The organism is Streptomyces sp. XY006 (assembly GCF_002237655.1).
In the GTDB taxonomy this organism is placed as follows: domain Bacteria; phylum Actinomycetota; class Actinomycetes; order Streptomycetales; family Streptomycetaceae; genus Streptomyces; species Streptomyces levis.
On the sequence record NZ_NOKT01000017.1, the window covers coordinates 154,050 to 179,226 of the forward strand.

A 25,177-nucleotide genomic window follows, 5' to 3' on the forward strand; every position below is an offset into this window, starting at 1 on the left:
GGTGTTGGGGTGTCACATGTGGGCGCCGTACCCCGTCGGGGTGGCCGGCGTATGGGCGATCAGGTGGCGCACCAGGGTCAGCAGGGTCTGGACCCCGGAGCTGGAGATCCGGGCGTCGCAGCACACCACGGGGACGTCGTCGGACAGGTCGAGGGCACCGCGCACCTCCTCGGGGTCGTAGCGGTAGGCGCCGTCGAACTCGTTGACGGCGACGACGAAGTCGAGGCCGCGCTGTTCGAAGAAGTCCACGGCCGCGAAACACTCCTGCAGACGGCGTGTGTCGGCCAGGATGACCGCCCCGAGCGCGCCCTCGCACAGCTCGTCCCACATGAACCAGAACCGCTCCTGGCCGGGGGTGCCGAACAGGTACAGCACGTGTTGCGCGTCGAGCGTGATGCGGCCGAAGTCCATGGCCACGGTCGTCTCGACCTTGTTCTCGATGCCGTCGAGGTTGTCGGTCGCGGCGCTGACCGTGGTGAGCAACTCCTCCGTGCTGAGCGGCGCGATCTCGCTGACCGCGCCCACGAAGGTCGTCTTGCCCACCCCGAATCCGCCCGCCACCAGGATTTTCAGCGCGGTCGGGAACGGGTCGGCGCCGCCTTGGGCGTAGTCAGAGCTGTCGTCGTAGTCCATCGAGCACTGCCTCCAGAAGAGCCCGGTCCGTCGGGTTGTGGTGGAACGCGGGGGGCTTGGTCGTCAACGCCCCGCAGTCGACGAGGTCCGCCAGCAGCACCTTGGTGACGGCCACCGGCAGTGTGAGATGGGCGGCGACCTCGGCGACCGCGACGGGCACGCGGCACCGTTCGAGCGCCTGCGCGTGTTCGGGGCCGAGATAGCCGAGGGGGGTCGCCCCGGTGGCCATCACCTGCGACATGAGGTCGAGCGCGACGGTGGGACGGGTGCGGCCGTTGCTGACGGTGAACGGCCGCACCAGCCGCCCGGCCGCGTCGTCGAGCCAGGGCCCGTCGCCGGCCGCCGTCACGCTCAAGCCCTCATCGCCGGGGATTCGACGGACTGCTGGCGGGGAGCGGTCACCAGGTAGGGCCGGACGCTCTTGACCAGCATGGCCATCTCGTAGCCGAGCACGGCCGCGTCGGCCTCGCGGCCGGCGAGCACGGCCAGGCAGGTGCCGGAGCCGGCGGTGGTGACGAACAGCAGGGTCGAGTCGAGCTCGACGACCACCTGCCGTACGTCCCCGCCGTCGCCGAAGCGGACCCCGGCGCTGCGGCCGAGGGAGTACAGGCCGGAGGCCAGGGCGGCCATGTGGTCGGCGCTGTCCGGGTCGAGGCCGTGCACGGACTTCACGAGCCCGTCGCAGGACAGCAGCACGGCGGCACTCGTGTGCGGTACGCGCTGCACGAGGCCGCTCATCAGCCAGTCGAGATCGGATACGTGGGCGGTCGGCGCGTCGCTCGCCATGGTGGATCGACTCCTTGGGGTACGAAGGTCTGCGGGAGCGCTGGGGGTGGGGGTGGGGACGGGGGTGGTCATCCGGCGGGTGCGCTCCCGTCGTGCCGGGTGGTGGTGCGGTCGGGACGGGACATGTCCCGGTGGGCCGGGGTGGTCGAGGGGGTGTGGGTGGACGCCGTGTGCGGAGACACGGTGTGCGGGGACGCCATGTGCGCGGAGTCCATGCGGGCGGAATCCATGGGGGCGGTGGCATCCATGGGCGCGGACGATGCCGTGCGCGCGGAATCCATGGGCGCCGCCTCCATGTGTCCCGCCTCCATGGCAGGGACCTCCATGGATGGGGCCTCCCTGGCTGCGGCCTCCATGGATGGGGCCTCCATGGGCGCCGGGGGCTCCGTGTCCGCCCACTCCGTGGTCGCGGCCTCCAGGTGCTGTTGGGCCTCCGCGAGGCTGATGCCGCGCTGGAAGGCCGCCATCAGACCGGGGTCGTGACCGACGAGCACCTCGGAGTCCTGGCGCGGCAGCGGGCCGTCGCGCAGCTGAGGCACGATGTGCTCCTGGGCGCGGCGGCGGGGCAGTTGGGGCTTGCCCATGGTGCCGCGCACGGCGCCGTTGCGAGGGGTGGGCACCGCGGTGACGTTCTCCGCGAGGACGCGCCGGTCGTCGTCGCTGATGCCGGGCCGGGCCTCGGCCGGGGTGGGCCGTTCCCGGTGGGCGCCGCGCACGGGCAGCGGCGCGGGCCGGCCGGTGTCCCGGCCTGTGTCCCGGCCTGTGTCCGGGGCCGTTCCGGGCGCGTGATGCCTGCCGCGGGGGGCCGCGTGGGCCCTGCTCGGGGCCGGGGGCGGCACGTCGGCACCGGGGCGACCGGGCGACAGCGCGCCGGCCGTACCGCCGGAGCCGGACTGTGGGCCGGACCGGGACCCGGACTCGGAGCCGGGCTCCGGAGCGAACCCGGGGGCCTGCGAGGGAGCGGACGGGAACCCGGGCACCGTGCCCTCGGCCGGAGCCTGCCCCGCGAACGCGCCCGTGCCCCCGGCCGGTGCCGCCCCGGCCTCCGCCCCCAGCAGCGCCTGCGGTACGACGAGCACCGCCTGCACTCCGCCGTAGATGTTGCTCTGCAGACGGACCGTGATGCCGTGCCGCCGGGCCAGCTGCGAGACCACGAAGAGGCCGATGCGGCCGTCCGCGAGGAGCCGCGCGACGTTCACCTGGTCCGGGTCGGCGAGCAGCGCGTTCATCCGCGTCTGCTCCTCCAGCGGCATGCCGAGGCCGCGGTCCTCGACCTCGACGGCGAGCCCGGAGGTGACGAGGTTGGCGCGGAGGAGCACCTGGGTGTGCGGGGCGGAGAACACCGTGGCGTTCTCGACGAGTTCGGCCAGCAGATGGATGACGTCGGCGACGGCGTGACCGCGCAGGGTTCCGTCGATCGGCGGGACGAGTTTGACCCGGGAGTACTGCTCGACCTCGGCGATGGCCGAGCGCAGCACCTCGGTCATGGAGACCGGGTTGCTCCACTGGCGGCGGGAGACGGCTCCGCCGAGCACGGCGAGGTTCTCGGCGTGGCGGCGGATGCGCGTGGCGAGGTGGTCGACGTGGAAGAGCCCCTTGAGCAGATCGGGGTCCTCCATCTCGTTCTCCAGCTCGTCGATGATGGAGATCTCGCGGTGCACCAGTGACTGCAGGCGCCGGGCGAGGTTGACGAACACTTCGAGCTTCTGTTCGCTGCCCGCCTGGCTGGAGAGCTGCGAGGCCTGGACGACGGCGGTGACGGCACCGTCGTGGGCCCGGGCCAGGTCGCCCGCGAGGAGGTCGAAGTCGTCGGCGTCGTCGTCGGTGCCGCCGCGGCGGCTGTGCGGGCTGTGCTGCGGGGGGCCCTCGCCCCGGCGCAGCGTCTCGACGAGGGCGCGCAGGTCGGCCTCACGGCGTGCGGTGGCGCGGCGCAGTACGCCGATGCGGTCGTGCACGGAGCGGGCGGCGCGGCCCGCGGCCACGGCGGCGACGGTGATGCCCACGAGGGTCACGAAGACGGCTCCACCGAGCACGGCCCACAGGGTCGGTCCAGGCCGGGCTCCGGTGGAGCGGACCGTGAAGAGGACGGCGGCGCAGCCGCTGAGGGCGACGGCGACGGGCGGCAGGACGGCGAGTCGCAGCAGCTGGGGCCGTATGTGGGTCTCGGGCAGCGCGGGGGCGGTGCGGGCGGGGGGCCGCCCGTGCCGCGCGCCCTCGCGGCGGTCCGCTCGGGCGGCCGGGGCGCGGAGGTGAGACATCGGTGTCCTCGTACGGGTGCGTCGGGCCTGGGTGCCAGGGGGGCTTGCGGGGGTGCGGCCGGGCTCGCGCGGCCGCTTCCGCGCGCCCGGGGCCGTCCGTCCGGACTCCCCGCCCTGCCGCCCGGCACCCGCCCGGCCCGGAGCGGCGGACCGCCCGGGAGCGGAGGATCGCCCGGCACCAGAACGGCCGGGAGCGGAGGATCGCCCGCCGCCAAGACGACCCGGATCGACCGGGCGCCCGGTACCTGCACGGCCCTGGTCGGCGGAGCGCCCGGTACCCGCACGCCCCTGGTCGGCGGGCCGTCCGACACCTGCGCGCCCCTGGTCGGCGGAGCGCCCGGTACCGGCACGCCCCTGGTCGGTGGGCCGTCCGACACCTGCGCGGCCCGGGTCGGCGGGCCGCTCGGGGCCGGGGGCCGGGGTGGCGCCCGGGCCGGCCTGGGTGGTGCGTGGGCAGCGGGGATCGCCCTCGCGTCGACTCCCTCGTCCGCCTTGCGCCTGCACCTTCCGGCCCCCGCTCCCTGATCCGTTCCCTGATCCGTCCTGCTGTCCGACGGCGACTGACAGTAGTCGTCAGCGCATCATGTGCGGTGGGCAGTTGACAAACTCATACGGTGAGCGTCCCGCTCTGGTATGAGGCCTCGTACGACAGACCGATAACACCGCCAGCGAACCGAACGAGAACAGAGGAGGACCGATCGGGCCTGGTCAGGATCGGTCATGCACAGACGGCGAGGGCCGGGGAGCCTGTCGCTCCCCGGCCCTCGCCGTCGCTTCGCCCGCGCCCCCGGGTCAGCCCGCGGGGAGCGTCTCGGGGTCCTCGGTGCCCTTGCCCCCACTCCCCCGGCCGTCACTCACCGTATCGGCCTGGGCCATGGCTGCCGCGTCGCCGGCGGACGCGACCGCGGCACCGCCGGCGGGGGAACCACCCTTCACGGAACCACCCTTCACGGAACCACCCTCCGGGGAACCTCCCTCCGCGGAACCTCCCTCCGCGGAACCACCCGCCACAGCACCACCCGCCGCAGAACCACCTGCCACAGCACCACCCGCCGCAGAACCGCCCGCCGGTGCGAGCGCCACCCCGCGCCACCACGGCTCGGAGGGGATGGTTCCGGCCGTCGGCTCGAAGGGCTCGCCCGGACGCGGCAGGGCGATCCGCGCGCCCACCGCCCCGGCGGCCGCCCGCGTCCCCTCACCCGGCTCGGCCCAGGGGTGCGTCGCCAGGTTGAAGGTGGCCCAGTGGATCGGCAGCATCGGCCCGTGCTCCGGGCCGCCCTGGAGGTCGAGGTGGGCGCGCATGCCCTCCTCGGGGGTCATGTGGATGTCGGGCCAGAAGTCGGAGTACGCGCCGATCTGGATCATCGTGGCGTCGAACGGCCCGTGCTCGGCGCCGATCTCCTTGAAGCCCTCGAAGTAGCCGGTGTCCCCGCTGTGGTAGATCCGGTGCTCGTCGCCGGCGACGACCCAGGAGGCCCACAGGGTGTGCTGGGTGTTGCGCAGGCCCCGCCCGCAGAAGTGCCGGGCCGGGGTCGCGGTGAGGGTGAGGCCGGCGACCTTCGTCGACTCGTGCCAGTCCAGCTCGCGCAGGCGGTCGGCGGAGACGCCCCAGCGCTCCAGGTGCGCCCCGACGCCCAGCGGCACGGCGAACAGCGTGTCCGTGCCGGCCAGGGTCTTGATGCTGGGCAGGTCGAGGTGGTCGTAGTGGTCGTGGGAGATGACGACGACGTCCACCGGGCCGAGCGCGGCCAGCGGCACGGGCACCGGGTGCAGCCGCTTGGGGCCGGCGAAGGGGAACGGGGAGCAGCGCTCGCCCCACACCGGGTCGAACAGCACGCGCCGGCCGTCGATCTCCGCGAGCACGCTGGAATGGCCCATCCACGTCAGCCGCAGGCCGGTGGCCGGGGGCCGGGAGATGTCGGCGAGGGTGGTGGTGTGCAGCGGCACCGGGCCCTTCGGGGCGCGGCGGGGCCGTGTGTCCTTGTCGAAGAAGACCTTCGCGAAGTCCAGGGTCGAGCCCGAGGGCCGGGTCCGCGCGGGACCGCCGGGGTTCTGGAAGACCCCGTCCTTGAAGTGGGGCGATCTGCGGATGCGCGCCATGCGCTCACCGCGCGGATCCGCGCCGAACGCCTCGGGCCGCAGTGCGCGGAGCCCGGAGCTGAGGGAACGGAAACCGGCCACGGTACCTCCAGGTGGAGTCGGTCAGGCTTTCCATTATGGTCGGCCCCTCCGGCATCACCGGGGCACAGGGGCCTCTCCGGACGCCGGTCCGCACGTCATACTGACCGCTGATTCAGTAGCCCTGCGAAGGAGAACCCCCCATGGCCGGCCCCCTGCTGTCCCTCACCTGGACCGACCACGTCACCGGCCGGCAGGGCTTCCTGGTCGTCGACCGGCTGGTGCGCGGTGTCGCCAGCGGCGGACTGCGGATGCGCCCCGGCTGCACCCTGGAGGAGGTCACGGGCCTGGCGCGCGGCATGACCCTGAAGGAGGCCCTGCACTACGACCCGGCGAGCCGCTACGTCCCCCTCGGCGGCGCCAAGGGCGGTATCGACTGCGACCCGCGGGACCCTCAGGCGTACCCGCTGCTGGTGCGCTATCTGCGCGCGATGCGGCCGTACGTCGAGAGCGTCTGGACGACGGGTGAGGACCTCGGGCTTTCCCAGGACCTGGTGGACCGGGCCGCGGCCGAGGCGGGGCTGGTCTCCTCGATCCAGGCCGTGTACCCGCTGCTGGACGACGAGGCGGAGGCCCGCCGCCGGCTGGCGCGGGCGTTCGCGGTCGAGGTGGACGGCATCGGGCTGGACGAACTGGCCGGCGGCTGCGGTGTCGCCGAGGCGACCCTCACGGCGCTGGACCGGGCCGGGGTACCGCGCGCGGGCACCCGCGTATCCCTTCAGGGGCTGGGCACCATGGGCGGTGCCACGGCGCGCTTCCTCGCGCGCGCGGGACTGAGGATCGTGGCGGTCGCCGACCTCAAGGGCACGATGGCCCACCCGGGCGGACTCGACGTCGAGGCGCTGCTGGCGGCGCGGGACGCCCACGGCACGGTGGACCGCTCCGCGCTGCGGCCCGGCGACCTGGAACTGCCGGGCGACGCCTGGCTGTCGGCCGACGCGGAGGTGCTGGTGCCGGCGGCCGTGTCGTACGCCGTCGACGCCGGAAACCAGCAGCAGGTCACGGCCCGCTGGATCGTCGAGGCGGCCAACATGCCCGTCCGGCCGGAGGCGGAGCTGCTGCTGGCCGACCGCGGGGTGACCGTACTGCCGGACGTGGTGGTCAACTCCGGGACGAACGCCTGGTGGTGGTGGACGCTGTTCGGCGACATCGGGGCCGACGCCGAGGAGGCGTTCGCCCACACGCGGCGCTCGATGCGGGCCCTGGTCGAGCGGATGCTCACCCGTGCGCAGGCCGACGGGACGACACCGCGCGCCGCGGCTCACGCGATCGCCGCCGACCGGCTGCCGGTGATCGCCGAGCGGTACGGCTGCTACCGCTGAGGCAGGCCGGATCCGCACGTCGGGGGGACCGAACGCCTGGGTAGGGTGACGGCGTGACGAGAGTCCGGTTGAGCGTGGCGGAACGGCGTGAGGAGCTGCTGCGCGCCGCCGTGGAGCAGATCGAGGCCCGGGGCGTGGCCGCGGTCAGGATCGCCGACGTGGCCTCGGCGCTCGGGGTGAGCAACGCGCTGGTGCTCTACCACTTCGCGTCGAAGGAGCAGTTGGTGGCGGCGGCGTTCCGGCATGCGGCCGAGGCGGATCTGGCGCACCTGCGCAAGCTGCTGGGCCGCCGCACGTCGGCGCTGCGGCGGCTGCGGTCGGCCGTGCGCTGGTACGCCCCGACCGGGCAGGCCAAGGGCTGGCGGCTGTGGATCGAGGGCTGGGCCGCGGCCCTGCGCGAGCCGGCGCTGCGGGAGGTCACGCAGGACCTCGACCGCCAGTGGAAGGCGGCGCTGGCGGAGGTCATCGCGCAGGGTGTGGCGGCGGGCGAGTTCCCCTGCCCGGACCCCCGGGCCACGGCCCTGCGCCTCACCGCGTTCCTCGACGGTCTGGCCGTCCAGCTGACGTCCTACCCCGGCGCGATGCCGAGGGCGTGGGCGCAGCAGTGGGCGGAGGAGGCCCTGGCTCGCGAACTGGGCCTGGATTCCCCCTCCTTGACCCCACCGCTGGGCAACCCGGCGTAGCCGCCCGGGCCGCGCGCCCGGCGCAGCCTCACGCCACGGCCGCGATCCGCATCCGGATGTCGTCCGGTGACAGCGCTCCCTTGGCCGTCACATGGTCCCCGGAGGACTCCCCGCGCAGCCGCCGCCCGATCCACGGCACCAGGAACTCCCGCGCCCAGTGCACGTCGTCCCGCCGCACCTCCAGCGTCCCGCGCGGCGGCAGCGGCGGCCACGGCTGCTCCGGGTCGGCCGGCACGTCGAGACCGAGCACCTGCCCCGCGCGCAGCGCCACGCGCGTGTGCCCCTCGGGCGACAGGTGCAGCCGGTCGGCGTCCCACGCCCTGCGGTCCTGCACACTGCGCAGCGACCACAGGTCGAGCACCGGGCAGCCGTACCGGTCGGCGATGGCCCGGACATGCCCGTTGTAGGTGGCGATCTTGCCGCGCAGATGCTTGAGCACGGGCACGCCCCGCGTGTCGAACCCGGTGGTCACCATCACCGTGCCGGCCACCGCGGTGAGCCGCGCGAGCGCCCGCTCGAAGCGCTCGGCCACCTCGTCCGGGTCGGTGCCGGGCCGGATGATGTCGTTGCCCCCGGCGCAGAACGAGACGAGGTCCGGGGCCATCTCGACGGCCCGCGGAACCTGGTCCGCCACGATCTGGTCGAGGAGTTTCCCGCGCACGGCGAGGTTCGTGTACTGGAAGTCGCCTTCGGGCCGCAGGTCGGCGAGCAGCACGGCGAACCGGTCGGCCCAGCCGACGAACGCCCCGTCGGGGCCGGGATCACCGACGCCCTCGGTGAAGCTGTCCCCCACCGCCACGTACGACCCGATCACTGCTCTGCTGTCACTCTTCGAATCGTCTGCCACAGCCGCTCATGATTCACCCTCGAATGTGACCTACGCGACCGTAGGAAAAGGTTGACGGGCGGTGAGATAAGCCACTCCTAAAGTGTTCGCCAACTCCGGAATAGCCGACCCGTCAGGGGCGTTCCGGGGTGAACCGTCGGCGCCTCGTGCCGCTGCACTTGGAACCACCGAAGGCCGGACCCGGGGATCGGGGTCCGGCCTTCGGCCGCGTGTCAGGCAGGTGGTCGTGCGGTCGGTCAGCCGACGGAGACGCCGTGCGAGCGCAGGAAGGCGACCGGGTCCACGTCCGAGCCGTAGCCCGGCGCGGTGCGGATCTCGAAGTGCAGGTGCGGTCCGGTGACGTTGCCGGTGGCGCCGGACAGGCCGACCTGCTGCCCGGCGGACACGGTCTGGCCGGCCGTGACGGACAGCTGGGACAGGTGGGCGTACTGGGCGTAGTGGCCGTCGTTCAGCTTGACGACGACCTGGTTGCCGTAGGCGCCGCCCCAGCCGGCGGAGACGACCGTGCCCGCGCCGACGGCCTTGAGGGAGGTGCCGGTCGGGACGACGAAGTCGACGCCGGTGTGGTAGCCGCTGGACCACATGCTGCCGGACATGCGGTACGGGGTGCCGACGGTGGCACCGTCCACCGGGGAGCTGTAGCCACTGGCGTTGCTCTGGGCGGCCGGCTCGGCGGCGGCCGGCTTCGCGGGGGCCTGCGCCTTCGCGGACGAGCCGGAGGAGGACTTGGCGGAGTCCGTGGACCCGGAGGACTTCTTCGCGGGCTTCTCGGCCGAGGCCTTCGGCGCGGACGGCGCCTCGGACGCGCTCGCCGCGGCCTTCTTGCCGAGGGTGAGCTTCAGGCCCGGGTGGATCAGCGACGGGTCGTCACCGACGGCGTCACGGTTGTCGGAGTAGAGCTTCTTCCAGCCGCCGCTGACGTTCTGGTCGTCGGCGATCTTCGCGAGATAGTCGCCGGCCCGCACGGTGTAGGTGCGGGCGCCGGTGGCCTTTTCCGCGGCCTTCTTCTCGGCGGCCGGGGCGGACTGGACGGCCTTTTCCGGAGCCGACTGCGCAGTGGCGGCGTGGGCGCCGGCGGCTCCCATGAGGGGAAGGGCGAGAGCGGCTCCACCGGTTCCGGCGACGGCGATGGAGCGGGTGAAACGCTGGGTCTTGGGACGGCGGTGCTTACCCTTCGCGGGCATGGCGAATTCCTCTCCGTCGCCTGCGAGGTGAGCTGTCGGGTGCGGGCTGGAGATGCCCGGCCGCGCCGGGGCGCGGCTTAACCCCAAGCCGTTCCGGGAACCGGAACAGGCGTCTTACCTGTGGGTCCCCCGCTCCTGCCGTACGTCGGGTCAGTGTGTGTGCGGGCTCCGGGCGGCGGCAGGATTAGGCGTCCGTCCGGATTGGTGTGGAACGTAAGCGACCAAGACGCAACGGGACAAGCTTGCGGTTGCCCGCCGGGGCGTTTTTCTTGACGCGTCGGCAGATTTGCGGTCACCGAGCGTGGATTGCGGATCTCTCGCTTTCCGTAATTTCCCTGATTGGCGCGGCAATTACGTGCACATGGCAACAACGCATCGTCACGGATATGACGATGGTCACGCACTCCGACCCCATCTCCCCAACGACCGGGGCAGGTTATGGCGAAACACCTTAAGCGCCTCATTCGGACAAGAATGACTACTTCCACTTAACCCGGACTGCGGTGCCCCTCGCCTCGGCCCGAGCCGATTGCGGAACTCCATCCGCTTTCGTCCGGTTCGATACAGCGCCCCTCAGGGTGGGCGCGGTACAGGTCGCTGCCCCGGCCCGGGTCGTCGTGGCCGGCACCACCGGTGATCTGCGCGCCGTTCCGGGAGCCGGCCTCGACCGGACGCCTCACGGCCGTCGCACGGGGACCGTTGCCCCTGGCAGCCATGTCGTATGGTCGACTCGTGCCCGCCGGCGAGCCCGCGTCGCCGGCGCCGATGGGGAGGAGCCCACGTGACACAGCAGGTCCCGTCGACCGAGCCCGAGCTGGCCGGAGTGCGCAACTTCCGTGACGTGGGCGGACTGCCGACCGTGGACGGGCGGCGGGTGCGGCAGGGCGTGCTGTTCCGCAGCGGCCACCTCGCGCACGCGACCGGTGAGGACGCCGCCTTCCTGGCCACGCTGGGCCTGCACACGGTCTTCGACTTCCGCAACGCCGCCGACCAGAAGCTAGAGGGCCCGGACGTCGAGCTGCCGGGCGTGCGCAATGTGAACCTGCCGCTGAGCGACCCGGCCGACGGCGCGGAGTTCTGGAGGATGGTCCGCGACGGCGACCTGGACCAGCTGCGCGCGATCCTCGCGGACGGCAAGGGCGCGGAGCGGATGATCGCCTCGTACCGCATGATCATCAAGGACCGCACGGCCGAGCACTCCCGGGTGCTGCACGCGCTCGCCGAGGACAGCGTCCCCGCGCTGATGCACTGTGCGGCGGGCAAGGACCGCGCGGGCCTGTCCATCGCGGTGACGCTGCTCGCCCTGGGCGTCGAGCGGGACGCGATCGTCGAGGACTACCTGAAGTCGAACGCCAAGCACCGCCGCTACAAGGTGCACCGCAGCAGCTCGCACGCCTCGGCCTACTCCCCCGAGGTCATGGAGCTGCTCAGCCCGCTGTTCGACGCGCGCGCCGAGTATCTGACGGCCGCCTTCGACACCATCGAGGAGACCTGGGGCGGTGTCGACCCCTATCTGGAGCAGGGGCTGAAGCTCAGCCCGCAGACGCGGGAGCGGCTGCGCGAGCGGCTCCTGGACTGAGCCGCCGCCCGGCGGCTACTTGGCGCCCACCTCGAACAGCAGGTAGACGAACGCGGCGAAGACGTGCCCCAGGACGAGGTAGATGAACAGCCGCACCCACAGGGCGCGGGGAAACTTCTCCTCCATGTCGGTCATGACGCGTCTCCGGGGATCGGGCCCAGGCACAGGGCGGCCGTGGGGCTCTGCAGCAGGGTGTGGACGAACAGCAGGTCGACGCCGTCGTGGTCGTCGGCGGCGATGCGGTGCGGGGTGAGCGAGTCGAAGTGGGCGCTGTCGCCGGCCGCCAGCCGGTGGGTGGTGTCCCCGAGGCGCAGCCGCAGCCGGCCGCGCAGCACGTGGAGCCACTCCTCGCCGGGGTGGACGCGCACGATGTCGCCCTGGGAGCCGTACGGGACGTGGACCCGCAGGGCCTGCATCCCGCGCCCGGAGGCGCCGGCCTGCCAGTAGGTCCAGCCGCCCGCCGCGGTGGGTTCCATGTCGGCCGCGCGCACCACGGCGTCCCGGCCGGCGACCGTCTCGCCGAGCAGCTCGGAGACCGTCGTACCGTAGACACGGGCGAGGGTGAGCAGCATCGGCAGCGAGGGCTGGCGCTGCCCGGTCTCCAGCCGGGAGAGGTGGGCGGGCGACAGTCCGGCGGCGCGGGCCGCGGCCTCCAGGGTCAGGGAGGCCTGGCGCCGCAGGGCCCGCAGCTGCGGGGCGACCGCGGGCAGCGCTCCGGCCGGGTCGGCCGGCGAGCCGGCCCCGGCGGGCCGCTCGGTCTCGGAGGAGCTCATGCCTCCATTCAGCCGGAGCCTTGCCTCAGCGGCAAATTTTTTGCCTCATAGGCAAAGGCGAGCGGACCGCGGCCTCACCGGTTGGCGACGGCCTGCTTGACGAGCGTCTTGCCGAAGTCCCATACCAGTCCGCCGTTGTGCGCGTCGTCCATCACGGCCGTGAACGCGTCGACGAACCGGTCCACCTCCCGCTCCCCGATGATCAGCGGCGGGATCAGCTTGATCACCTCCATGTGGTCGCCGGAGACCTGGGTGAGGATCCGGTGCCGCTGCAGCAGCGGCACCACCACCATCTGCGCGAACAGTCCCTTGCGCGCGGCCTGGAGCATCGTCCACCGGCTGCGCAGCTTCAGCGACTTCGGCCGGCCGAACTCGATGCCGATCATCAGGCCCCGCCCGCGGACGTCGGCGAGCATCTCGTACCGGTCCGTCAACGCCGCGAGCCGGGACCGCAGCATCTCCCCCGTCGCCCGGACGTTGGCGACGATCTGCTCGTTCTCCATCACCGACAGCACCGCGAGCCCCGCCGCCATCGCCTGCGCGTTCGACCCGAAGCTCGCGGAGTGGACCAGCACCCGGTCCATGGACGAGTAGACCTTCTTGAAGATCCAGTCCTTGCCGAGCGTGGCGCCCACCGGGACGTAGCCGCCGGACAGCGCCTTGGCCACGCACACCAGGTCGGGTTCCACCCCGTCCTCGTACTGGTAGCCGTAGAAGTCCCCGGTGCGGCCGAGGCCGGTCTGCACCTCGTCGGCGATGAGCAGCGCCTTGTGCCGGTGCAGCAGCTCCTGGGCGGCGAGGAGGTAGCCGGGCGGGGCCTCCAGCACGCCCTTGCCCTGGATCGGCTCGACGATCAGGGCGGCCACGTCGCCCTTGCGCAGCTCCCTCTCCAGCGCGTCGAGGTCGCCGAGCGGCACGGCCGTGTCGGGCAGCAGCGGGGCGAAGCCGTCACGGAAGGCGGACTCGCCGTTGACGGACAGGGAGCCGGTGGTCAGGCCGTGGAAGGCGTGCGCGCAGTACAGCACCCGGGGCCGCCCGGTCACGAACCGGGCGAATTTCAGGGCGCCCTCGACGGCCTCGGTGCCGCTGTTGCCGAAGAACACCCGGTCCAGGTGCGGGCTGTGCGCCAGCAGCTTCTCGGCCAGCAGGCCGGGCAGCGGCTGGCAGTCGAACCGGGTGAGGTCGGCCAGCTGCGCGTCCAGGACGTCGTGCAGCGCCTTGCGGATCACGGGGTGGTGGCGGCCGAGCCCCATCACCCCGAACCCGGCGAGCATGTCCAGGTGGTCGTTGCCGTCCGCGTCGTAGAAGTAGGCGCCCTCGGCGCGCTCGTAGACCTTGTCGAAGCCGATGGTGTGCAGCATGCGCGGGAGCTGGTGGTTGAGGTACCGGGCGTGCAGCTCGTAGCGCTCGGCTCCGCGTTCGGCCAGCAGTCTGCCGAGGTCGAACTCCCCGGCCTGCGACGACTCCGACGCGGACTCGGCGGTTGTCATTCCTGTGACTCCTTGGACAGCTCATCCTTGACGGTCAGGCTCGCGCTGATCCGTCCGGCGATCTCGACGGGTGTCAGGCCGATGTCGGCGAGCACCTCCCCGCGCTTGGCGTGGGCGAGGAACTGCTCCGGGATGCCGAACCGCCGTACGGGTACGTCGACGTCGGCGTCGCCGAGGGCCAGTGCCACGGCCGAGCCGACCCCGGCGGCGCGGCTGTTGTCCTCGACGACCGCGACCATGTGGTGCGCGGCGGCGAGGCCCGGCAGGGCCGGGTCGACGGGCTTGACCCAGCGCGGGTCGACGACGGTGCAGCCGATGCCCCGGGCTTCGAGCAGGTCGGCGGCCTGGAGGCAGACGGGCGCCATCACGCCGACGGCCACCAGCAGCACCCGCGGCTCGGGGCCGCGGTGCAGCACGTCCAGTCCGCCCACGCGGTCGACGGCGGGGATCCGTGGCCCCACCGACTCCTTCGGGAAACGCACCAGGGTCGGCGCGTCGTCGACGGCGACCGCCTCGCGCAGCTGGGCGCGCAGCTGGTCCGCGTCACGTGGCGCGGCGATGCGCAGCCCCGGGACGACCTGTAGCACGGACAGGTCCCACATGCCGTTGTGGGAGGCCCCGTCCACGCCCGTGACGCCCGCCCGGTCCAGGACGAAGGTCACCCCGCAGCGGTGCAGGGCGACGTCCATCAGGAGCTGGTCGAAGGCGCGGTTGAGGAAGGTGGCGTAGACGGCGACGACCGGGTGCAGGCCGCCCGTCGCCAGCCCCGCAGCGGAGACGGCCGCGTGCTGCTCGGCGATCCCGACGTCCCACACCCGGTCCGGGAACCGCGCGGCGAAGGCGCCGAGCCCCACCGGGTGCAGCATGGCGGCGGTTATCGCCACCACGTCCTCGCGCTCCTCGCCGATCCGGACGATCTCCTCGCCGAACACGGAGGTCCAGGACGGGCCGCCCGCGGGCGAGAGGGGCGCGCAGGTCAGCGGGTCCATCACGCCGACGGTGTGGAAGTGGTCCTCCTCGTGCGCGAGGGCGGGTTCGTAGCCGCGGCCCTTCTCCGTGAGGCAGTGCACGAGGACCGGCCCGTGGAAGCGCTTGGCACGCCGCAGCGCGGACTCCACGGCCCCGATGTCGTGCCCGTCGATCGGGCCGACGTACTTCAGGCCCAGGTCCTCGAAGAGGCCCTGCGGGGCGAACGCGTCCTTGAAGCCCTTCTTGGCGCCGTGCAGGGCCTCGTAGAGGGTGCCGCCGATCAGGGGCGTGCCCTGGAGCACGTCCTTGCCCCAGGCCAGCACCCGCTCGTAGCCGTCGGTGGTGCGCAGCGTGGCGAGGTGGTTGGCGAGGCCGCCGATGGTGGGGGCGTAGGAGCGTTCGTTGTCGTTGACGACGATGATCAGCGGGCGGTTCTTGGCGGCCGCGATGTTGTTCAGGGCCTCCCAGGCCATGCCGCCGGTGAGGGCGCCGTCCCCGATGACGGCGACGACGTGGCCCTTCTCCCCCTGGACCTGGCGGGCCTTGGCGAGCCCGTCCGCCCAGCCGAGCGCCGTGGAGGCGTGGCTGTTCTCGATGACGTCGTGCTCGGACTCCTCGCGTGAGGGGTAGCCGGACAGGCCGCCCTTGCCGCGCAGCTTGGAGAAGTCCTGGCGTCCGGTGAGCAGCTTGTGGACGTAGGACTGGTGGCCGGTGTCCCACAGGATGCGGTCGGCCGGCGACTCGAAGACCCGGTGCAGGGCGACGGTCAGTTCGACCACGCCCAGGTTGGGTCCCAGGTGGCCGCCGGTTCTGGCGACCGCGTGGACGAGGAACTCCCTGATCTCCTCGGACAGTTCCCCCAGTTCGGCCTCGGACAGCGCCTTCAGGTCGCGTGGTCCCCGGATGCTCTCCAGAATCGTCACGCTCGGGCCCCCTTCGGTTCCGTGCGGTGTTCAGCTCACGGTGACGGCCGGCTCCCCGGGCCCCACGCCGTCCTGCTCCATCCGCTCGGCGAGTTTCATCGCCTCGTCGATCAGCGTCTCGACGATCCTCGACTCGGGGACGGTCTTGACGACCTCGCCCTTCACGAAGATCTGCCCCTTGCCGTTGCCGGAGGCCACCCCGAGGTCGGCCTCCCGCGCCTCGCCGGGGCCGTTGACCACACACCCCATCACGGCGACGCGCAACGGCACCTCCATGCCCTCCAGACCGGCCGTGACCTCCTCGGCCAGCTTGTACACGTCGACCTGGGCACGGCCGCAGGAGGGACAGGAGACGATCTCCAGCCGGCGCTCCCGCAGTCCCAGCGACTGCAGGATCTGGATGCCGACCTTGACCTCCTCGGCCGGCGGCGCCGACAGCGACACCCGGATCGTGTCGCCGATGCCCCTCGACAGCAGCGCCCCGAACGCCACCGCCGACTTGATCGTGCCCTGGAACGCCGGGCCGGCCTCGGTCACGCCGAGGTGCAGCGGGTAGTCGCACTGCTCGGCGAGCTGCCGGTAGGCCTCGATCATGACGACCGGGTCGTTGTGCTTGACGGAGATCTTGATGTCCCGGAAGTCGTGCTCCTCGAACAGGGACGCCTCCCACAGCGCGCTCTCCACGAGCGCCTCCGGGGTGGCCCTGCCGTACTTCTGCAGCAGCCTGCGGTCCAGCGATCCGGCGTTGACACCGATCCGGATCGGCGTGCCGTGGTCCCTGGCTGCCCGGGCGATCTCCTTGACCCGGTCGTCGAACTGCTTGATGTTGCCGGGGTTGACGCGGACGGCCGCGCAGCCCGCCTCGATGGCCGCGAACACGTACTTGGGCTGGAAGTGGATGTCCGCGATCACCGGGATCTGCGACTTGCGGGCGATGGTCGCCAGCGCGTCCGCGTCGTCCTGCGTGGGGCAGGCGACCCGGACGATCTGGCAGCCGGACGCGGTGAGCTCGGCGATCTGCTGCAGCGTGGCCCCGACGTCCGAGGTGCGGGTCGTCGTCATGGACTGCACCGACACCGGGGCCCCGCCCCCGACCGGCACCGGACCGACCTGGATCCGGCGCGAGGCACGCCGCTCGGCGACCGGCCGGACGGGCACCTCGGGGACGCCCAGCTCGATGGCGGTCATGACGTCACTCCCGGTTCCCGGAGACCGTCTCGCGCATGGCGCGCAGGGACTCCTTCAGCGATCCCATGGTGGCCAGCACGGCGGTCGGCTCGTAGCCGCAGTGCGCCATGCAGTTGGCGCAGCGCGGGTCCTTGCCGCGGCCGTACTTGTCCCAGTCGGTCTCCTCGACGAGCTCCCGGTACGTCGGCACGTACCCGTCGCTCATCAGGTAGCAGGGGCGCTGCCAGCCGAAGAGCGAGTAGTTCGGGATCGCCCACGCCGTGCACGGGAAGTCGACCTTGCCCTCCAGGAAGTCCAGGAAGAGCGGGGAGTGGTTGAGCCGCCAGCGCCGCCGGTTGCCGCCCGCGAAGGCCTTCTTGAACAGCTCGCGGGTCTGCTCCACACCGAGGAAGTGCTCCTGGTCCGGGGCCTTCTCGTAGGCGTAGGCGGGCGAGATCATCATCTCGTCGACCCGGAGGTCGTCGTTGAGGAAGTTCAGCACCTCGATGATGGTCTGCGGGGTGTCGGTGTTGAAGAAGGTCGAGTTGGTGGTCACCCGGAAGCCGCGCCGCTTGGCCTCCTTGATCGCCTCCACCGCCTCGTCGAACACACCCTCCTTGGCCACGGACTCGTCGTGCCGCTCGCGCAGCCCGTCGATGTGCACCGCGAACGCGAAGTAGGGCGACGGCGTGAACTTGTCCATCTTATTGCGCAGCAGCATGGCGTTGGTGCAGAGGAAGACGTATTTCCGCTTGGCCACGAGCTGGCGCACGATCTCGTCGATCTGCGGGTGCATCAGCGGCTCGCCGCCGGCGATGGACACCATCGGGGCACCGGACTCCATGACCGCCCCCACGGCCTGGGCGACCGGCATCCGCTGCTTGAGCACCCCGGCCGGATGCTGGATCTTGCCGCACCCCTCGCACTTGAGGTTGCAGGCGAACAGCGGCTCCAGCTCGACGATCAGGGGGAACTTGTCCCGCCGGCGAAGCTTCTGTTCAGCCAAGTACGTAGCGACCTTGATGGACTGTCGGAGCGGCATGGCCATCTGGCTCACCTCCTGGGGAGCAGCAAGGAACGGTGCCATTCGAAGAAAGCGGGAAGGACCGAACGAAGAACACGGAAAGCTGATATTCCACCGCGCACCGTGCCGATCCGGACGAGTTCATGTTCTGGAGCGTCCACGACCACCCGGACGGCCGCAACCGGGCGCTCGCCCGCGCGCACGGCGCTCAGGAGTGTGGCCGCGGACTCCATGTCGACGGCGATCGCGCCGGTCGCGAGCAGATCGGCCCGCTCGGGCCCGCGCACGACGTGGTCGGAGCCGGTCAGCGGCCCGGTGTGCACGGTCCGCCCGGGCACCGCCCGCCCCAGCTCCTTGACCAGCAGCTCGGTCCCGGCGCAGGGGGTCGTGGAGCGCGGGTCGCGGGTCTCCTCGGCGACGACCAGGTCCCCGGGGTGCATACCGGGGGCGAGGCCCGCGCAGAAGCCGGTGGCCAGCACGGCGGCGTCCCGCAGGGCCGGGTCGGCCAGCATCCGGGTGACGGCCCGCTCGGCCGCCGCCGGGCCCATGCCCGTGCGCAGCACGGTGACGGGACCGCCGGCGCCGCCCCGCCCGCCGGCGCGCAGGGCGAACTGCTCGATGCCGAGCGCGCAGGCGATCAGCAGCGGGGCCGGGGCGGGCTGCGTGCTCATCAGGTCCCCTTGAGCCGGTCGGCGAAGGGCTCGCCGTGGACGTACCGGCCGAGCGCCGTCAGCGGGAACACCTGCCGGTAGAGGTGGTAGTTGATCGAGAAGTCCCAGGGGAAGCCGGTGCCCGTGAAGTGGGGCTCGTCCCAGGAGCCGTCCGCCCGCTGTGTCGCGGCGAGCCACTCGACGCCGCGCTCGACGGTCCTGGACTGCCGCTCGCCCGCCGCGAGCAGCGCCATCAGCGCCCACGCGGTCTGGGAGGCGGTGGAGGCGCCCCTGCCGCTCCACCGTGCGGGGTCACGGTAGGAGCGCAGGTCCTCGCCCCAGCCGCCGTCGTCGTTCTGGACCGACTCCAGCCAGGTGACCGCCCGCCGGATCGCCGGGTGCGCGGCGGGGATGCCGGCGGCGACCAGGGCGGGGACGACCGACCCGGTGCCGTAGACGTAGTTGACGCCCCAGCGCCCGAACCACGAGCCGTCCGGCTCCTGTTCGGCCAGCAGCCACTCGATGCCGCGGCGGGTGCGCGGGTCGTGGGCGAGGCCCTCGACGGCGAGCATCTCGACGACGTGCGCGGTGACGTCCGCGGAGGGCGGGTCGATGACCTCGCCGAAGTCGCAGAACGGCAGCCGGTTGGGGAAGGGGCTGGTGTTGTCGACGTCGAAGGCGGCCCACGCGCCGTTCCTCGACTGCATCCCGAGGGTCCAGCGCACCCCGCGCCCGATGGCCCGGTCGATCCGCTCCGGGTCGTGGTGGGCGATGCGGCGCAGCGCGAGGACCACCTCGGCGGTGTCGTCGATGTCGGGGTAGTTGTCGTTGTGGAACTCGAACGCCCAGCCGCCGGGCGGCAGTCCGGGCCGTCGTACCGACCAGTCGCCGGGCCGGACGATCTCCTCGCCCAGCATCCAGTCGGCCGCCTTCACCAACTGGGGGTGGTCGGCGGGCAGTCCGGCGTCGACGAGCGCGATCGCGGCCAGGCAGGTGTCCCACACCGGCGACTGGCAGGCCTCGATCATCCGGGCCCCGTCCTCGCGCCACACGGCGAACCGGTCGAGGGAGGCCAGCCCTTCCCGCATCACGGGGTGCTGGAGGTCGTAGCCGAGCAGGTGCAGGGCGATGATCGAGTACACGGCCGGGGGCTGGATGCCGCCCCAGCAGCCGTCGTTCTCCTGCCGCTCGACGATCCAGCGGGCGGCGCTGTTCATGGCGGCCCTGCGCAGTCCGCGCGGGGCGACCTTCCGCAGGGCGTGCAGGGCCTTGTCCATGCGCTGGAAGGCGCCGTCCCAACTGAGCGGCGGGGCCAGGGGCTTGGCGGGGTTCGGGTGCGCCGGGTCGGTGTGCAGCTCGTCGAGCGGGAAGGGCGCGGGGCGGACCGGGCGCTTCGCGGAGACGACCGTCAGCGGGACGATGGTCTGCCGGGCCCAGCAGCCGAAGTCGTAGATGTTGAGCGGCACCCACTTCGGGAAGAAGATGAGCTCCGGCGGGAGTTCGGGCAGGTCCTCCCACTTCCACCAGCCGAACAGGGCCAGCCAGATGCGGGTGAAGACCCGGGCGGCGGCGATGCCGCCCTGCGCGCGGATCCAGGCCGAGGCCCTGGCCATGTGCGCGGCTTCGGGCGCGTCCCCGGCCAGGCGCAGGGCGACGTAGGCCTCGATGGTGGTGGAGAGTTCGCCGGGGCCGCCGTGGAAGGTGGCCCAGGTGCCGTCCTCGCGCTGCTCGCCGCGGATGAACAGCGCGGCGGCCTGTGTGGTCTTCTCGTCGCGGATGCCGAGGAACTGGCGGAGCAGCAGGTCCTCGGCGTCCATCGTGACGTTGGTCTCGAGGTCGCCCTTCCACCAGCCCTGGGTGTCCTGGAGGGAGAGCAGGAAGTCGGTGGCGCGCCGGGCGGCGCGGGCGGCGGTTTCGGATACCCCGGCCGCCCCGGGGGTCTGGGTGTCGCTGGCCGCGGCGGCGCGGGGTGGCAGGGCCCCGGTGCTTCCGTCGGTCGTCGCTGTCATGGCTTCCCCTTCGTGCAGTGGTGCAAGGTGTGCAGCTGCTGTGGGTCCGCCGTCGGCCGGTGCTCCGTGCTGGCTCGCGGCACCGGCCGGCGACTACGCGAGGGTTATTCGGCCGATAGTGATCATCTCTTCCGTACGACGACGAAGTCCGCGAGCGCCGTGAACTGTTCCCGCACCCGGTCGGGCATGTCCACGGCGTCGAGGGCCTCGATGGCGATGGTGTGCTGACGGCGTGCCTCGTCGGCGGTCCACTCGCGGCCGCCGGCCTCCTCGATGAGCGCGGCGCGGGCGGCGAACTCCTCCTCGGAGAAGTTCTCGAAGTCGCTGGCCTTGGCGTCCGCGGCGAGGATCTCGCCGAGCCGCTCGGAGGCGGAGCCGCCGGCCGCGAGCGCGGCGACGACCGGCAGGGACTTCTTGCGCTGGCGCAGGTCGCTCCAGGTCTGCTTGCCGGTGGAGACCGGGTCGCCCCAGATGCCGAGCAGGTCGTCGACGGCCTGGAAGGCGAGGCCCAGGTGGTAGCCGTACTTCTCCAGCGTGTCGGCGGTGCGGTCGTCGGCGCCGCCGAGGACGGCGCCGATGGAGCTGGCGCAGGCGAGCAGGGCGCCGGTCTTGTTGCCCTCCATCTCCAGGCACTCCTCGACACTGACGCGGTCGCGGTGCTCGTAGGAGATGTCCTGGGCCTGGCCGTCGATCAGGGCGCGGGTGGCGGTGGTCAGACGGCGGGTGGCGCGGCCGGCCTCGACGGTGCCGAGTTCCAGGAGCACCTCGTTGGCGAGGGCGAACAGGGCGTCGCCGACCAGGATGGCCTGGGCGGGGCCGTGCACCTTCCAGACCGTGTCGCGGTGGCGGCGCTGCTCGTCGCCGTCCATGAGGTCGTCGTGGAGGAGGGAGAAGTTGTGGACGAGCTCCACGGCGACGGCGCCGGGGACGCCGGTCTCGGGGGCGGCGGACATCACCTCGGCGGACATGACGGCGAGGGCGGGGCGCACGGCCTTGCCGCCGTCGCCCTCGGCGGGCCTGCCCTGGGCGTCGATCCAGCCGAAGTGGTAGGCGGCAACCGTGTCCATGGGAGGGGCCAGGCGGTCGACGGCCGCCCGCAGTACCGGAGTGGCCAGGGTCCGGCCGCGCTCCAGCAGCGCGGTCACGTCCACCGCCTCGGCAGTCCTCGAGGCCGGGGGCACAGTGGGCACAGTCTCTCCTCTTGTTGCGGTACCGGGGGTGCGGGGGCCGCCCGCCGCGCCGGCCTGGGCCGGCATCACGCCGCCTCCTCGAGCTCGAAGAGGTGACGGGGGCGGGGCCGGCCCAGGGCGCCCAGCACGGCGTCCGCCGCGCTCACACCACTGCGGACCGCACTCTCCATGGTCGCGGGCCACCCGGTGGCGGTCCACGCTCCGGCCAGGTAGAGGCCGGTTGCCTTGGTGCGGGCGCCGGGCCTGAGGCGCCCGACGCCGGGGGCGGGAGCGAACGTCGCGGTGCGCTCCCGGGTGACGAAGAAGTCCTTCACCTCGGCGCCCCGGGTCAGCGGCAGCAGCCGCTCCAGCTCGGGCAGGTAGCGCTCGCGCAGGACGGCGACGGGCGCGTCGATCTCGTCCTGCGCCGCGGACTGGGACAGGGCCAGGTACTGCCCCGAGCGCAGTCCGGACGCCTCGGTGCGGTCGAACACCCACTGGACCGGGGTGCCGAGGGCGGTCAGGAAGGGATGGGTGAGGACCCGGCGGTCGTACACCACGTGGACGTTGAGGATCGGCGCGGTGCCGATCTCCAGGATTCGCCCGGGCGCGTCGAGGGCGCCCTGCGGCAGCAGGTCGTGGGCCTCGCGCTGCGGTACGGCGAGCACGACGGCGTCGGCGTCGAGCCTCTCGCCGGGAACCTCGACGCTCCAGCCGCCGTTTTCGTTGCGCGAGACGGAGCCGACGCGGGTGCGGACCTCGGTGCGCACGCCCGCGGAGTCGAGCGCCTTGCGGGCCAGCCGGTCGTGCAGATCGCCCAGCGGGACGCGCGCCCAGCCGATGTCGGCCGCGCCCGGGTCGGACAGCAGCCCGGTCTTGAACACCATCGCGGCGAGCTGCAGGGAGGCCTCGGACGCGACGGCGTTGAGGGTGGCGACCCCGACCAGGTCCCACAGGGCCTCGACCGCGCGCGCGGACTGCCCGTGCGCGGCCAGCCAGCTGCCGAAGTCCCGGGTGTCCAGCGCCGGGTCGGCGAGGTCGAGCCCCTGGAGCGCGAGTGCGGCCCGGCCCACGCGGGCCCGTTCGGCGAGCGAGAGGTGCGGATAGGTGGCGAGGCTGCGGCCGAGGTGCAGGGGCACGGGCAGCGCGTCGCGCCGCAGCCGGCCGAGCCGCCGTCCCGCGGGCCGCGCGAGGTCCACGACGGGTACGTCGAGCCGGTCCTGCAGCGGGGCCAGCGACGCGCCCTCGATGCGGTCGAGGAACCAGCGGTAGGCGGTGCAGCAGCGCAGGTACACATGCTGGCCGTTGTCGACGGTGAGGTCGCCGCGCTGGAAGGAGAAGGCCAGGCCGCCGAGCCGGGGCCGCCCCTCCAGGAGTGTGACGCGCACGCCGGCGTCGGCGAGCGCGAGCGCGGTGGTCACGCCGGCGAGCCCGCCGCCCACCACGACGGTGTGCCGCCCGTCCGCGACCGGTCCGTGGGACCGTGTGCCGTGGGTCATCACGCACCCTCCCCTGCGCGGCGGCCGCGCTGCCCGGAACGAGCTCGGACGGCCGTCTCCGTCAGGGACGCGGGCCCCGGCCGGAGGGTTGCCCACCGCTTTCCGCCGATGGCGGCTCCTTCGTCCGTCACGCGCGCCTCCTGACGGCCCGTCGGGTCACGTGCCGGGCGTCCAGGCCGGACAGCCCGCGCACGGCGACGTACGCCTTCTCCCGGCCGGGCAGCGAGACCCGGCCGCGCAGCACGGCCTCGGGGTCGCGCTCGATGCGGTCGAGGAGACGGCGGTAGATGCCGGCCATGGCGGCGACGCAGGCGCCGCTGCGCCGGTCGAGCATGGGCAGCAGCCGGTAGCCCTCGGCGAAAAGAGCGCGGGCCCGTCGCACTTCGAAGTGCACGAGGCCCGCGAAGTCGGAGCCCTCGGGTGGCCTCGGCCCGCTGAAGCCGGCCGAGCAGCCGAATTTGGCGAGGTCGTCGGCGGGCAGGTAGGTGCGCCCGCCCACGGCGTCCTCGCGGACGTCCCGGAGGATGTTGGTGAGCTGGAGCGCGAGACCGAGCGTGTCGGCATACTCAGGCGCGCGGTCCACGCCGCGCGCCCCCGGTTCGGTGCCGAAGACCCCGAGCGAGAGCCGCCCGATGGCGCCCGCCACGCAGCGGCAGTAGACCTTCAGGTCGTCCCAGGTCTCGTACGTCTCGCCGCGGACGTCCATCAGCACGCCGTCGATGAGCTCGTCCAGGCCGCCCAGCGGGATCGGGAACTGCCCGGCCGCGTGGGTCAGGGCGACCGCGACCGGGTCCGTGTCGTCCTCGTCGACGCCGCCCTCGCGGATCCGGGTGAGCAGCGCCCGGGTCTCCTCCAGCCGGGCGACCTTGACGTCGTCGGCGAGCGCGCCGTCACCGATGTCGTCGACCCGCCGGGAGAACGCGTACAGCGCCGACATCGCCCGGCGCTGGGCCGTGGGCAGCAGCCGGATGCCGTAGGCGAAGTTGCGGGCCTGCCGCCCGGTGACGGCCTCGCAGTAGCTGTAGGCGGCGAGTACCGGTGGGGATGCGTGTGGTTCCGTCTCCACGGTCCGGATCACCCCTCTCCTCGCAGGGTCACGCCCACCTCACGCAGCAGCCGGACCTTGCCGGGCTTGGGCGGGCCGGGAAGTACGTCGTAGTCGGCGGCGGCGATCGCGTGCAGAGCCGCCCTTCCTCCCGCCACGAACCCCGCGAGCAGCAGCCTCAGCCTGCCGTGGACGCTACCCACCAGGGGGGCGCCTTCATTCAGGAGATTCCGGGCTCTTTGCGCTTCGTGGGCGATCAGCGCACGGACCGGCGCTCCGGCGGTTTTCGCGGCGAGATCCGCCTCCTCGACGTGAAAGCGCTTCATGTCGGCGGCGGGCAGGTACACGCGGTCACGGCCGAGGTCCTCGGCCACGTCCTGGAGGTGCTCGACGATCTGCAGGGCGGTGCAGATCAGGTCGGAGCGGCGGATCCGCTCGGGTGTCGAGGTGCCGGTGACGGCGAGCACGAGGCGGCCGACCGGGTTGGCGGACAGCTCGCAGTAGGCGAGCAGGTCGTCGTAGGTCTCGTAGCGGCCGACCAGCTGGTCCTGGCGGTTGGCGGCGATCAGCCCGAGGAACGGCTCGGGGGTCAGGGAGCACCGGCGCACGGCCGGCTGGAGGCGGCGCAGCAGCGGGTGGCGGGGCGTGGCGTCGAAGACCCTGCGCAGGTCGGCCTCGAAGGCGTCCAGCAGGACCAGGCGGTCCTCGGCCTCCCGCGGGGAGACGCCGAGCAGGCGGGCGTCGGCACCGCCGGGGGCGAGGTCGCCGTCGCCGATGTCGTCGACGAGGCGGGCGAAGCCGTAGACGGCCATGAGGTCGGTGCGCCAGGCCCGGGGCAGGAAGAAGGGGGCCACGGGGAAGTTCTCACCCGCGGCCTTGTCGAGGGTGCCGCGCTCCGGGTCGAGGGCGCGCGCCGTGCCGGTTCCCGTCACCGCCGGCTGCCCCGTGCGGGGACGGCACGTGCTGCGAGGAGCTGGGGAGTTTCCGTA

Annotated in this window: 23 protein-coding genes and 1 riboswitch; of the genes, 3 read left to right on the forward strand and 20 right to left on the reverse strand. The window is 72.8% G+C overall.

What is annotated here, in order from left to right:
- Window positions 1–12 precede the first annotated feature (12 nt).
- The 5 genes from CHR28_RS21130 to CHR28_RS21150 all read right to left on the reverse strand — a co-directional run bounded on the left by CHR28_RS21130 (window position 13) and on the right by CHR28_RS21150 (window position 5,858).
- On the reverse strand, window positions 13–633 hold the full coding sequence (locus CHR28_RS21130) for a GTP-binding protein (RefSeq protein WP_094055231.1): 621 nt from the start codon (window positions 631–633) through the stop codon (window positions 13–15).
- A complete protein-coding gene (locus tag CHR28_RS21135; protein WP_094055232.1) occupies window positions 611–982 on the reverse strand; it encodes a DUF742 domain-containing protein in 372 nt (123 codons plus the stop codon). Before CHR28_RS21135 ends, CHR28_RS21130 begins: the two co-directional genes overlap by 23 nt.
- 2 nt (window positions 983–984) lie before the next feature.
- Window positions 985–1,419 (reverse strand): roadblock/LC7 domain-containing protein, encoded by a 435-nt coding sequence (locus tag CHR28_RS21140; protein WP_094055233.1) that lies wholly within the window; start codon window positions 1,417–1,419, stop codon window positions 985–987.
- Window positions 1,420–1,487: 68 nt separating this feature from the next.
- Window positions 1,488–3,677: an ATP-binding protein gene (locus tag CHR28_RS21145; RefSeq protein WP_179272509.1), complete on the reverse strand. Its 2,190-nt coding sequence runs from the start codon at window positions 3,675–3,677 to the stop codon at window positions 1,488–1,490.
- A gap of 792 nt (window positions 3,678–4,469) precedes the next feature.
- On the reverse strand, window positions 4,470–5,858 hold the full coding sequence (locus CHR28_RS21150; protein ID WP_094055234.1) for an MBL fold metallo-hydrolase: 1,389 nt from the start codon (window positions 5,856–5,858) through the stop codon (window positions 4,470–4,472).
- Window positions 5,859–5,998: 140 nt separating this feature from the next.
- Between CHR28_RS21150 and CHR28_RS21155 the strand changes: the two genes are divergently transcribed.
- Both CHR28_RS21155 and CHR28_RS21160 read left to right on the forward strand, forming a co-directional pair.
- On the forward strand, window positions 5,999–7,177 hold the full coding sequence (locus CHR28_RS21155) for a Glu/Leu/Phe/Val dehydrogenase dimerization domain-containing protein (RefSeq protein ID WP_094055235.1): 1,179 nt from the start codon (window positions 5,999–6,001) through the stop codon (window positions 7,175–7,177).
- A 53-nt stretch (window positions 7,178–7,230) separates the two neighbouring features.
- The gene (locus CHR28_RS21160) at window positions 7,231–7,860 is read left to right on the forward strand and encodes a TetR/AcrR family transcriptional regulator (protein WP_094055236.1); all 630 of its coding nucleotides are present in this window, start codon (window positions 7,231–7,233) and stop codon (window positions 7,858–7,860) included.
- Between the two features lie 28 nt (window positions 7,861–7,888).
- Here CHR28_RS21160 and CHR28_RS21165 read toward each other — a convergent pair whose 3' ends face one another.
- Together CHR28_RS21165 and CHR28_RS21170 are read right to left on the reverse strand one after the other, a co-directional pair.
- The gene (locus tag CHR28_RS21165) at window positions 7,889–8,674 is read right to left on the reverse strand and encodes an SGNH/GDSL hydrolase family protein (RefSeq protein ID WP_094055237.1); all 786 of its coding nucleotides are present in this window, start codon (window positions 8,672–8,674) and stop codon (window positions 7,889–7,891) included.
- Between the two features lie 269 nt (window positions 8,675–8,943).
- Window positions 8,944–9,891 (reverse strand): M23 family metallopeptidase, encoded by a 948-nt coding sequence (locus CHR28_RS21170; protein WP_094055238.1) that lies wholly within the window; start codon window positions 9,889–9,891, stop codon window positions 8,944–8,946.
- 4 nt (window positions 9,892–9,895) lie between these two features.
- Window positions 9,896–10,052: riboswitch (cyclic di-AMP (ydaO/yuaA leader) on the reverse strand.
- Between the two features lie 620 nt (window positions 10,053–10,672).
- On the opposite strand from CHR28_RS21170, the gene CHR28_RS21175 reads away from it, so the two are divergent.
- Entirely contained in the window at window positions 10,673–11,470 is a 798-nt protein-coding gene (locus tag CHR28_RS21175; protein WP_094055239.1) for a tyrosine-protein phosphatase, read from the forward strand.
- A 15-nt stretch (window positions 11,471–11,485) separates the two neighbouring features.
- Here the strand turns inward: CHR28_RS21175 and CHR28_RS21180 are convergent, their stop codons facing one another.
- The 13 genes from CHR28_RS21180 to hpnC form a co-directional block, all read right to left on the reverse strand.
- The gene (locus CHR28_RS21180) at window positions 11,486–11,605 is read right to left on the reverse strand and encodes a DUF6126 family protein (protein ID WP_094055240.1); all 120 of its coding nucleotides are present in this window, start codon (window positions 11,603–11,605) and stop codon (window positions 11,486–11,488) included.
- Entirely contained in the window at window positions 11,602–12,243 is a 642-nt protein-coding gene (locus tag CHR28_RS21185) for a helix-turn-helix domain-containing protein (protein WP_094055241.1), read from the reverse strand. Before CHR28_RS21185 ends, CHR28_RS21180 begins: the two co-directional genes overlap by 4 nt.
- A gap of 74 nt (window positions 12,244–12,317) precedes the next feature.
- Window positions 12,318–13,733, reverse strand: coding sequence for an aspartate aminotransferase family protein (locus CHR28_RS21190; RefSeq protein ID WP_094055242.1), 1,416 nt, complete (start codon window positions 13,731–13,733; stop codon window positions 12,318–12,320).
- Window positions 13,730–15,625 (reverse strand): 1-deoxy-D-xylulose-5-phosphate synthase, encoded by a 1,896-nt coding sequence (dxs, locus tag CHR28_RS21195; RefSeq protein WP_094055243.1) that lies wholly within the window; start codon window positions 15,623–15,625, stop codon window positions 13,730–13,732. The genes CHR28_RS21190 and dxs overlap by 4 nt, the downstream gene beginning before the upstream one ends.
- Before the next feature lie 30 nt (window positions 15,626–15,655).
- A complete protein-coding gene (gene ispG, locus CHR28_RS21200; protein WP_094055244.1) occupies window positions 15,656–16,813 on the reverse strand; it encodes a flavodoxin-dependent (E)-4-hydroxy-3-methylbut-2-enyl-diphosphate synthase in 1,158 nt (385 codons plus the stop codon).
- 4 nt (window positions 16,814–16,817) lie between these two features.
- The gene (gene hpnH / locus CHR28_RS21205) at window positions 16,818–17,840 is read right to left on the reverse strand and encodes an adenosyl-hopene transferase HpnH (RefSeq protein WP_094055245.1); all 1,023 of its coding nucleotides are present in this window, start codon (window positions 17,838–17,840) and stop codon (window positions 16,818–16,820) included.
- A 5-nt stretch (window positions 17,841–17,845) separates the two neighbouring features.
- Complete coding sequence (locus CHR28_RS21210; protein ID WP_094055246.1) at window positions 17,846–18,487, reverse strand: phosphorylase family protein; 642 nt, start codon at window positions 18,485–18,487, stop codon at window positions 17,846–17,848.
- On the reverse strand, window positions 18,487–20,475 hold the full coding sequence (shc, locus tag CHR28_RS21215) for a squalene--hopene cyclase (RefSeq protein WP_094055247.1): 1,989 nt from the start codon (window positions 20,473–20,475) through the stop codon (window positions 18,487–18,489). The genes CHR28_RS21210 and shc overlap by 1 nt, the downstream gene beginning before the upstream one ends.
- Window positions 20,476–20,597: 122 nt before the next feature.
- Entirely contained in the window at window positions 20,598–21,665 is a 1,068-nt protein-coding gene (locus tag CHR28_RS21220; RefSeq protein WP_373453372.1) for a polyprenyl synthetase family protein, read from the reverse strand.
- Window positions 21,666–21,730: 65 nt separating this feature from the next.
- Window positions 21,731–23,143 carry a hydroxysqualene dehydroxylase HpnE gene (hpnE, locus tag CHR28_RS21225; RefSeq protein ID WP_094055249.1) on the reverse strand — a complete coding sequence of 471 codons (1,413 nt, stop codon included), beginning with the start codon at window positions 23,141–23,143 and terminating at the stop codon, window positions 21,731–21,733.
- The gene (locus tag CHR28_RS39000; RefSeq protein WP_373453373.1) at window positions 23,143–23,274 is read right to left on the reverse strand and encodes a DUF6380 family protein; all 132 of its coding nucleotides are present in this window, start codon (window positions 23,272–23,274) and stop codon (window positions 23,143–23,145) included. The genes hpnE and CHR28_RS39000 overlap by 1 nt, the downstream gene beginning before the upstream one ends.
- Window positions 23,271–24,221, reverse strand: a complete 951-nt coding sequence (gene hpnD, locus CHR28_RS21230) for a presqualene diphosphate synthase HpnD (RefSeq protein ID WP_094055250.1) — start codon at window positions 24,219–24,221, stop codon at window positions 23,271–23,273. The genes CHR28_RS39000 and hpnD overlap by 4 nt, the downstream gene beginning before the upstream one ends.
- Window positions 24,218–25,120 (reverse strand): squalene synthase HpnC, encoded by a 903-nt coding sequence (gene hpnC / locus CHR28_RS21235; RefSeq protein ID WP_094055251.1) that lies wholly within the window; start codon window positions 25,118–25,120, stop codon window positions 24,218–24,220. The genes hpnD and hpnC overlap by 4 nt, the downstream gene beginning before the upstream one ends.
- Between the last annotated feature and the right edge of the window lie 57 nt (window positions 25,121–25,177).

What these genes read in the sequence shown, in the direction of transcription:
- CHR28_RS21130 (WP_094055231.1), bottom strand. Translation starts at nt 633, where the DNA reads ATGGACTACGACGACAGCTCTGACTACGCCCAAGGCGGCGCCGACCCG.
- CHR28_RS21140 (WP_094055233.1), bottom strand. Translation starts at nt 1,419, where the DNA reads ATGGCGAGCGACGCGCCGACCGCCCACGTATCCGATCTCGACTGGCTG.
- CHR28_RS21145 (WP_179272509.1), bottom strand. Translation starts at nt 3,677, where the DNA reads ATGTCTCACCTCCGCGCCCCGGCCGCCCGAGCGGACCGCCGCGAGGGC.
- CHR28_RS21155 (WP_094055235.1), top strand. Translation starts at nt 5,999, where the DNA reads ATGGCCGGCCCCCTGCTGTCCCTCACCTGGACCGACCACGTCACCGGC.
- CHR28_RS21170 (WP_094055238.1), bottom strand. Translation starts at nt 9,891, where the DNA reads ATGCCCGCGAAGGGTAAGCACCGCCGTCCCAAGACCCAGCGTTTCACC.
- CHR28_RS21180 (WP_094055240.1), bottom strand. Translation starts at nt 11,605, where the DNA reads ATGACCGACATGGAGGAGAAGTTTCCCCGCGCCCTGTGGGTGCGGCTG.
- CHR28_RS21185 (WP_094055241.1), bottom strand. Translation starts at nt 12,243, where the DNA reads ATGAGCTCCTCCGAGACCGAGCGGCCCGCCGGGGCCGGCTCGCCGGCC.
- CHR28_RS21190 (WP_094055242.1), bottom strand. Translation starts at nt 13,733, where the DNA reads ATGACAACCGCCGAGTCCGCGTCGGAGTCGTCGCAGGCCGGGGAGTTC.
- ispG (WP_094055244.1), bottom strand. Translation starts at nt 16,813, where the DNA reads ATGACCGCCATCGAGCTGGGCGTCCCCGAGGTGCCCGTCCGGCCGGTC.
- hpnH (WP_094055245.1), bottom strand. Translation starts at nt 17,840, where the DNA reads ATGGCCATGCCGCTCCGACAGTCCATCAAGGTCGCTACGTACTTGGCT.
- CHR28_RS21210 (WP_094055246.1), bottom strand. Translation starts at nt 18,487, where the DNA reads ATGAGCACGCAGCCCGCCCCGGCCCCGCTGCTGATCGCCTGCGCGCTC.
- shc (WP_094055247.1), bottom strand. Translation starts at nt 20,475, where the DNA reads ATGACAGCGACGACCGACGGAAGCACCGGGGCCCTGCCACCCCGCGCC.
- hpnE (WP_094055249.1), bottom strand. Translation starts at nt 23,143, where the DNA reads ATGACCCACGGCACACGGTCCCACGGACCGGTCGCGGACGGGCGGCAC.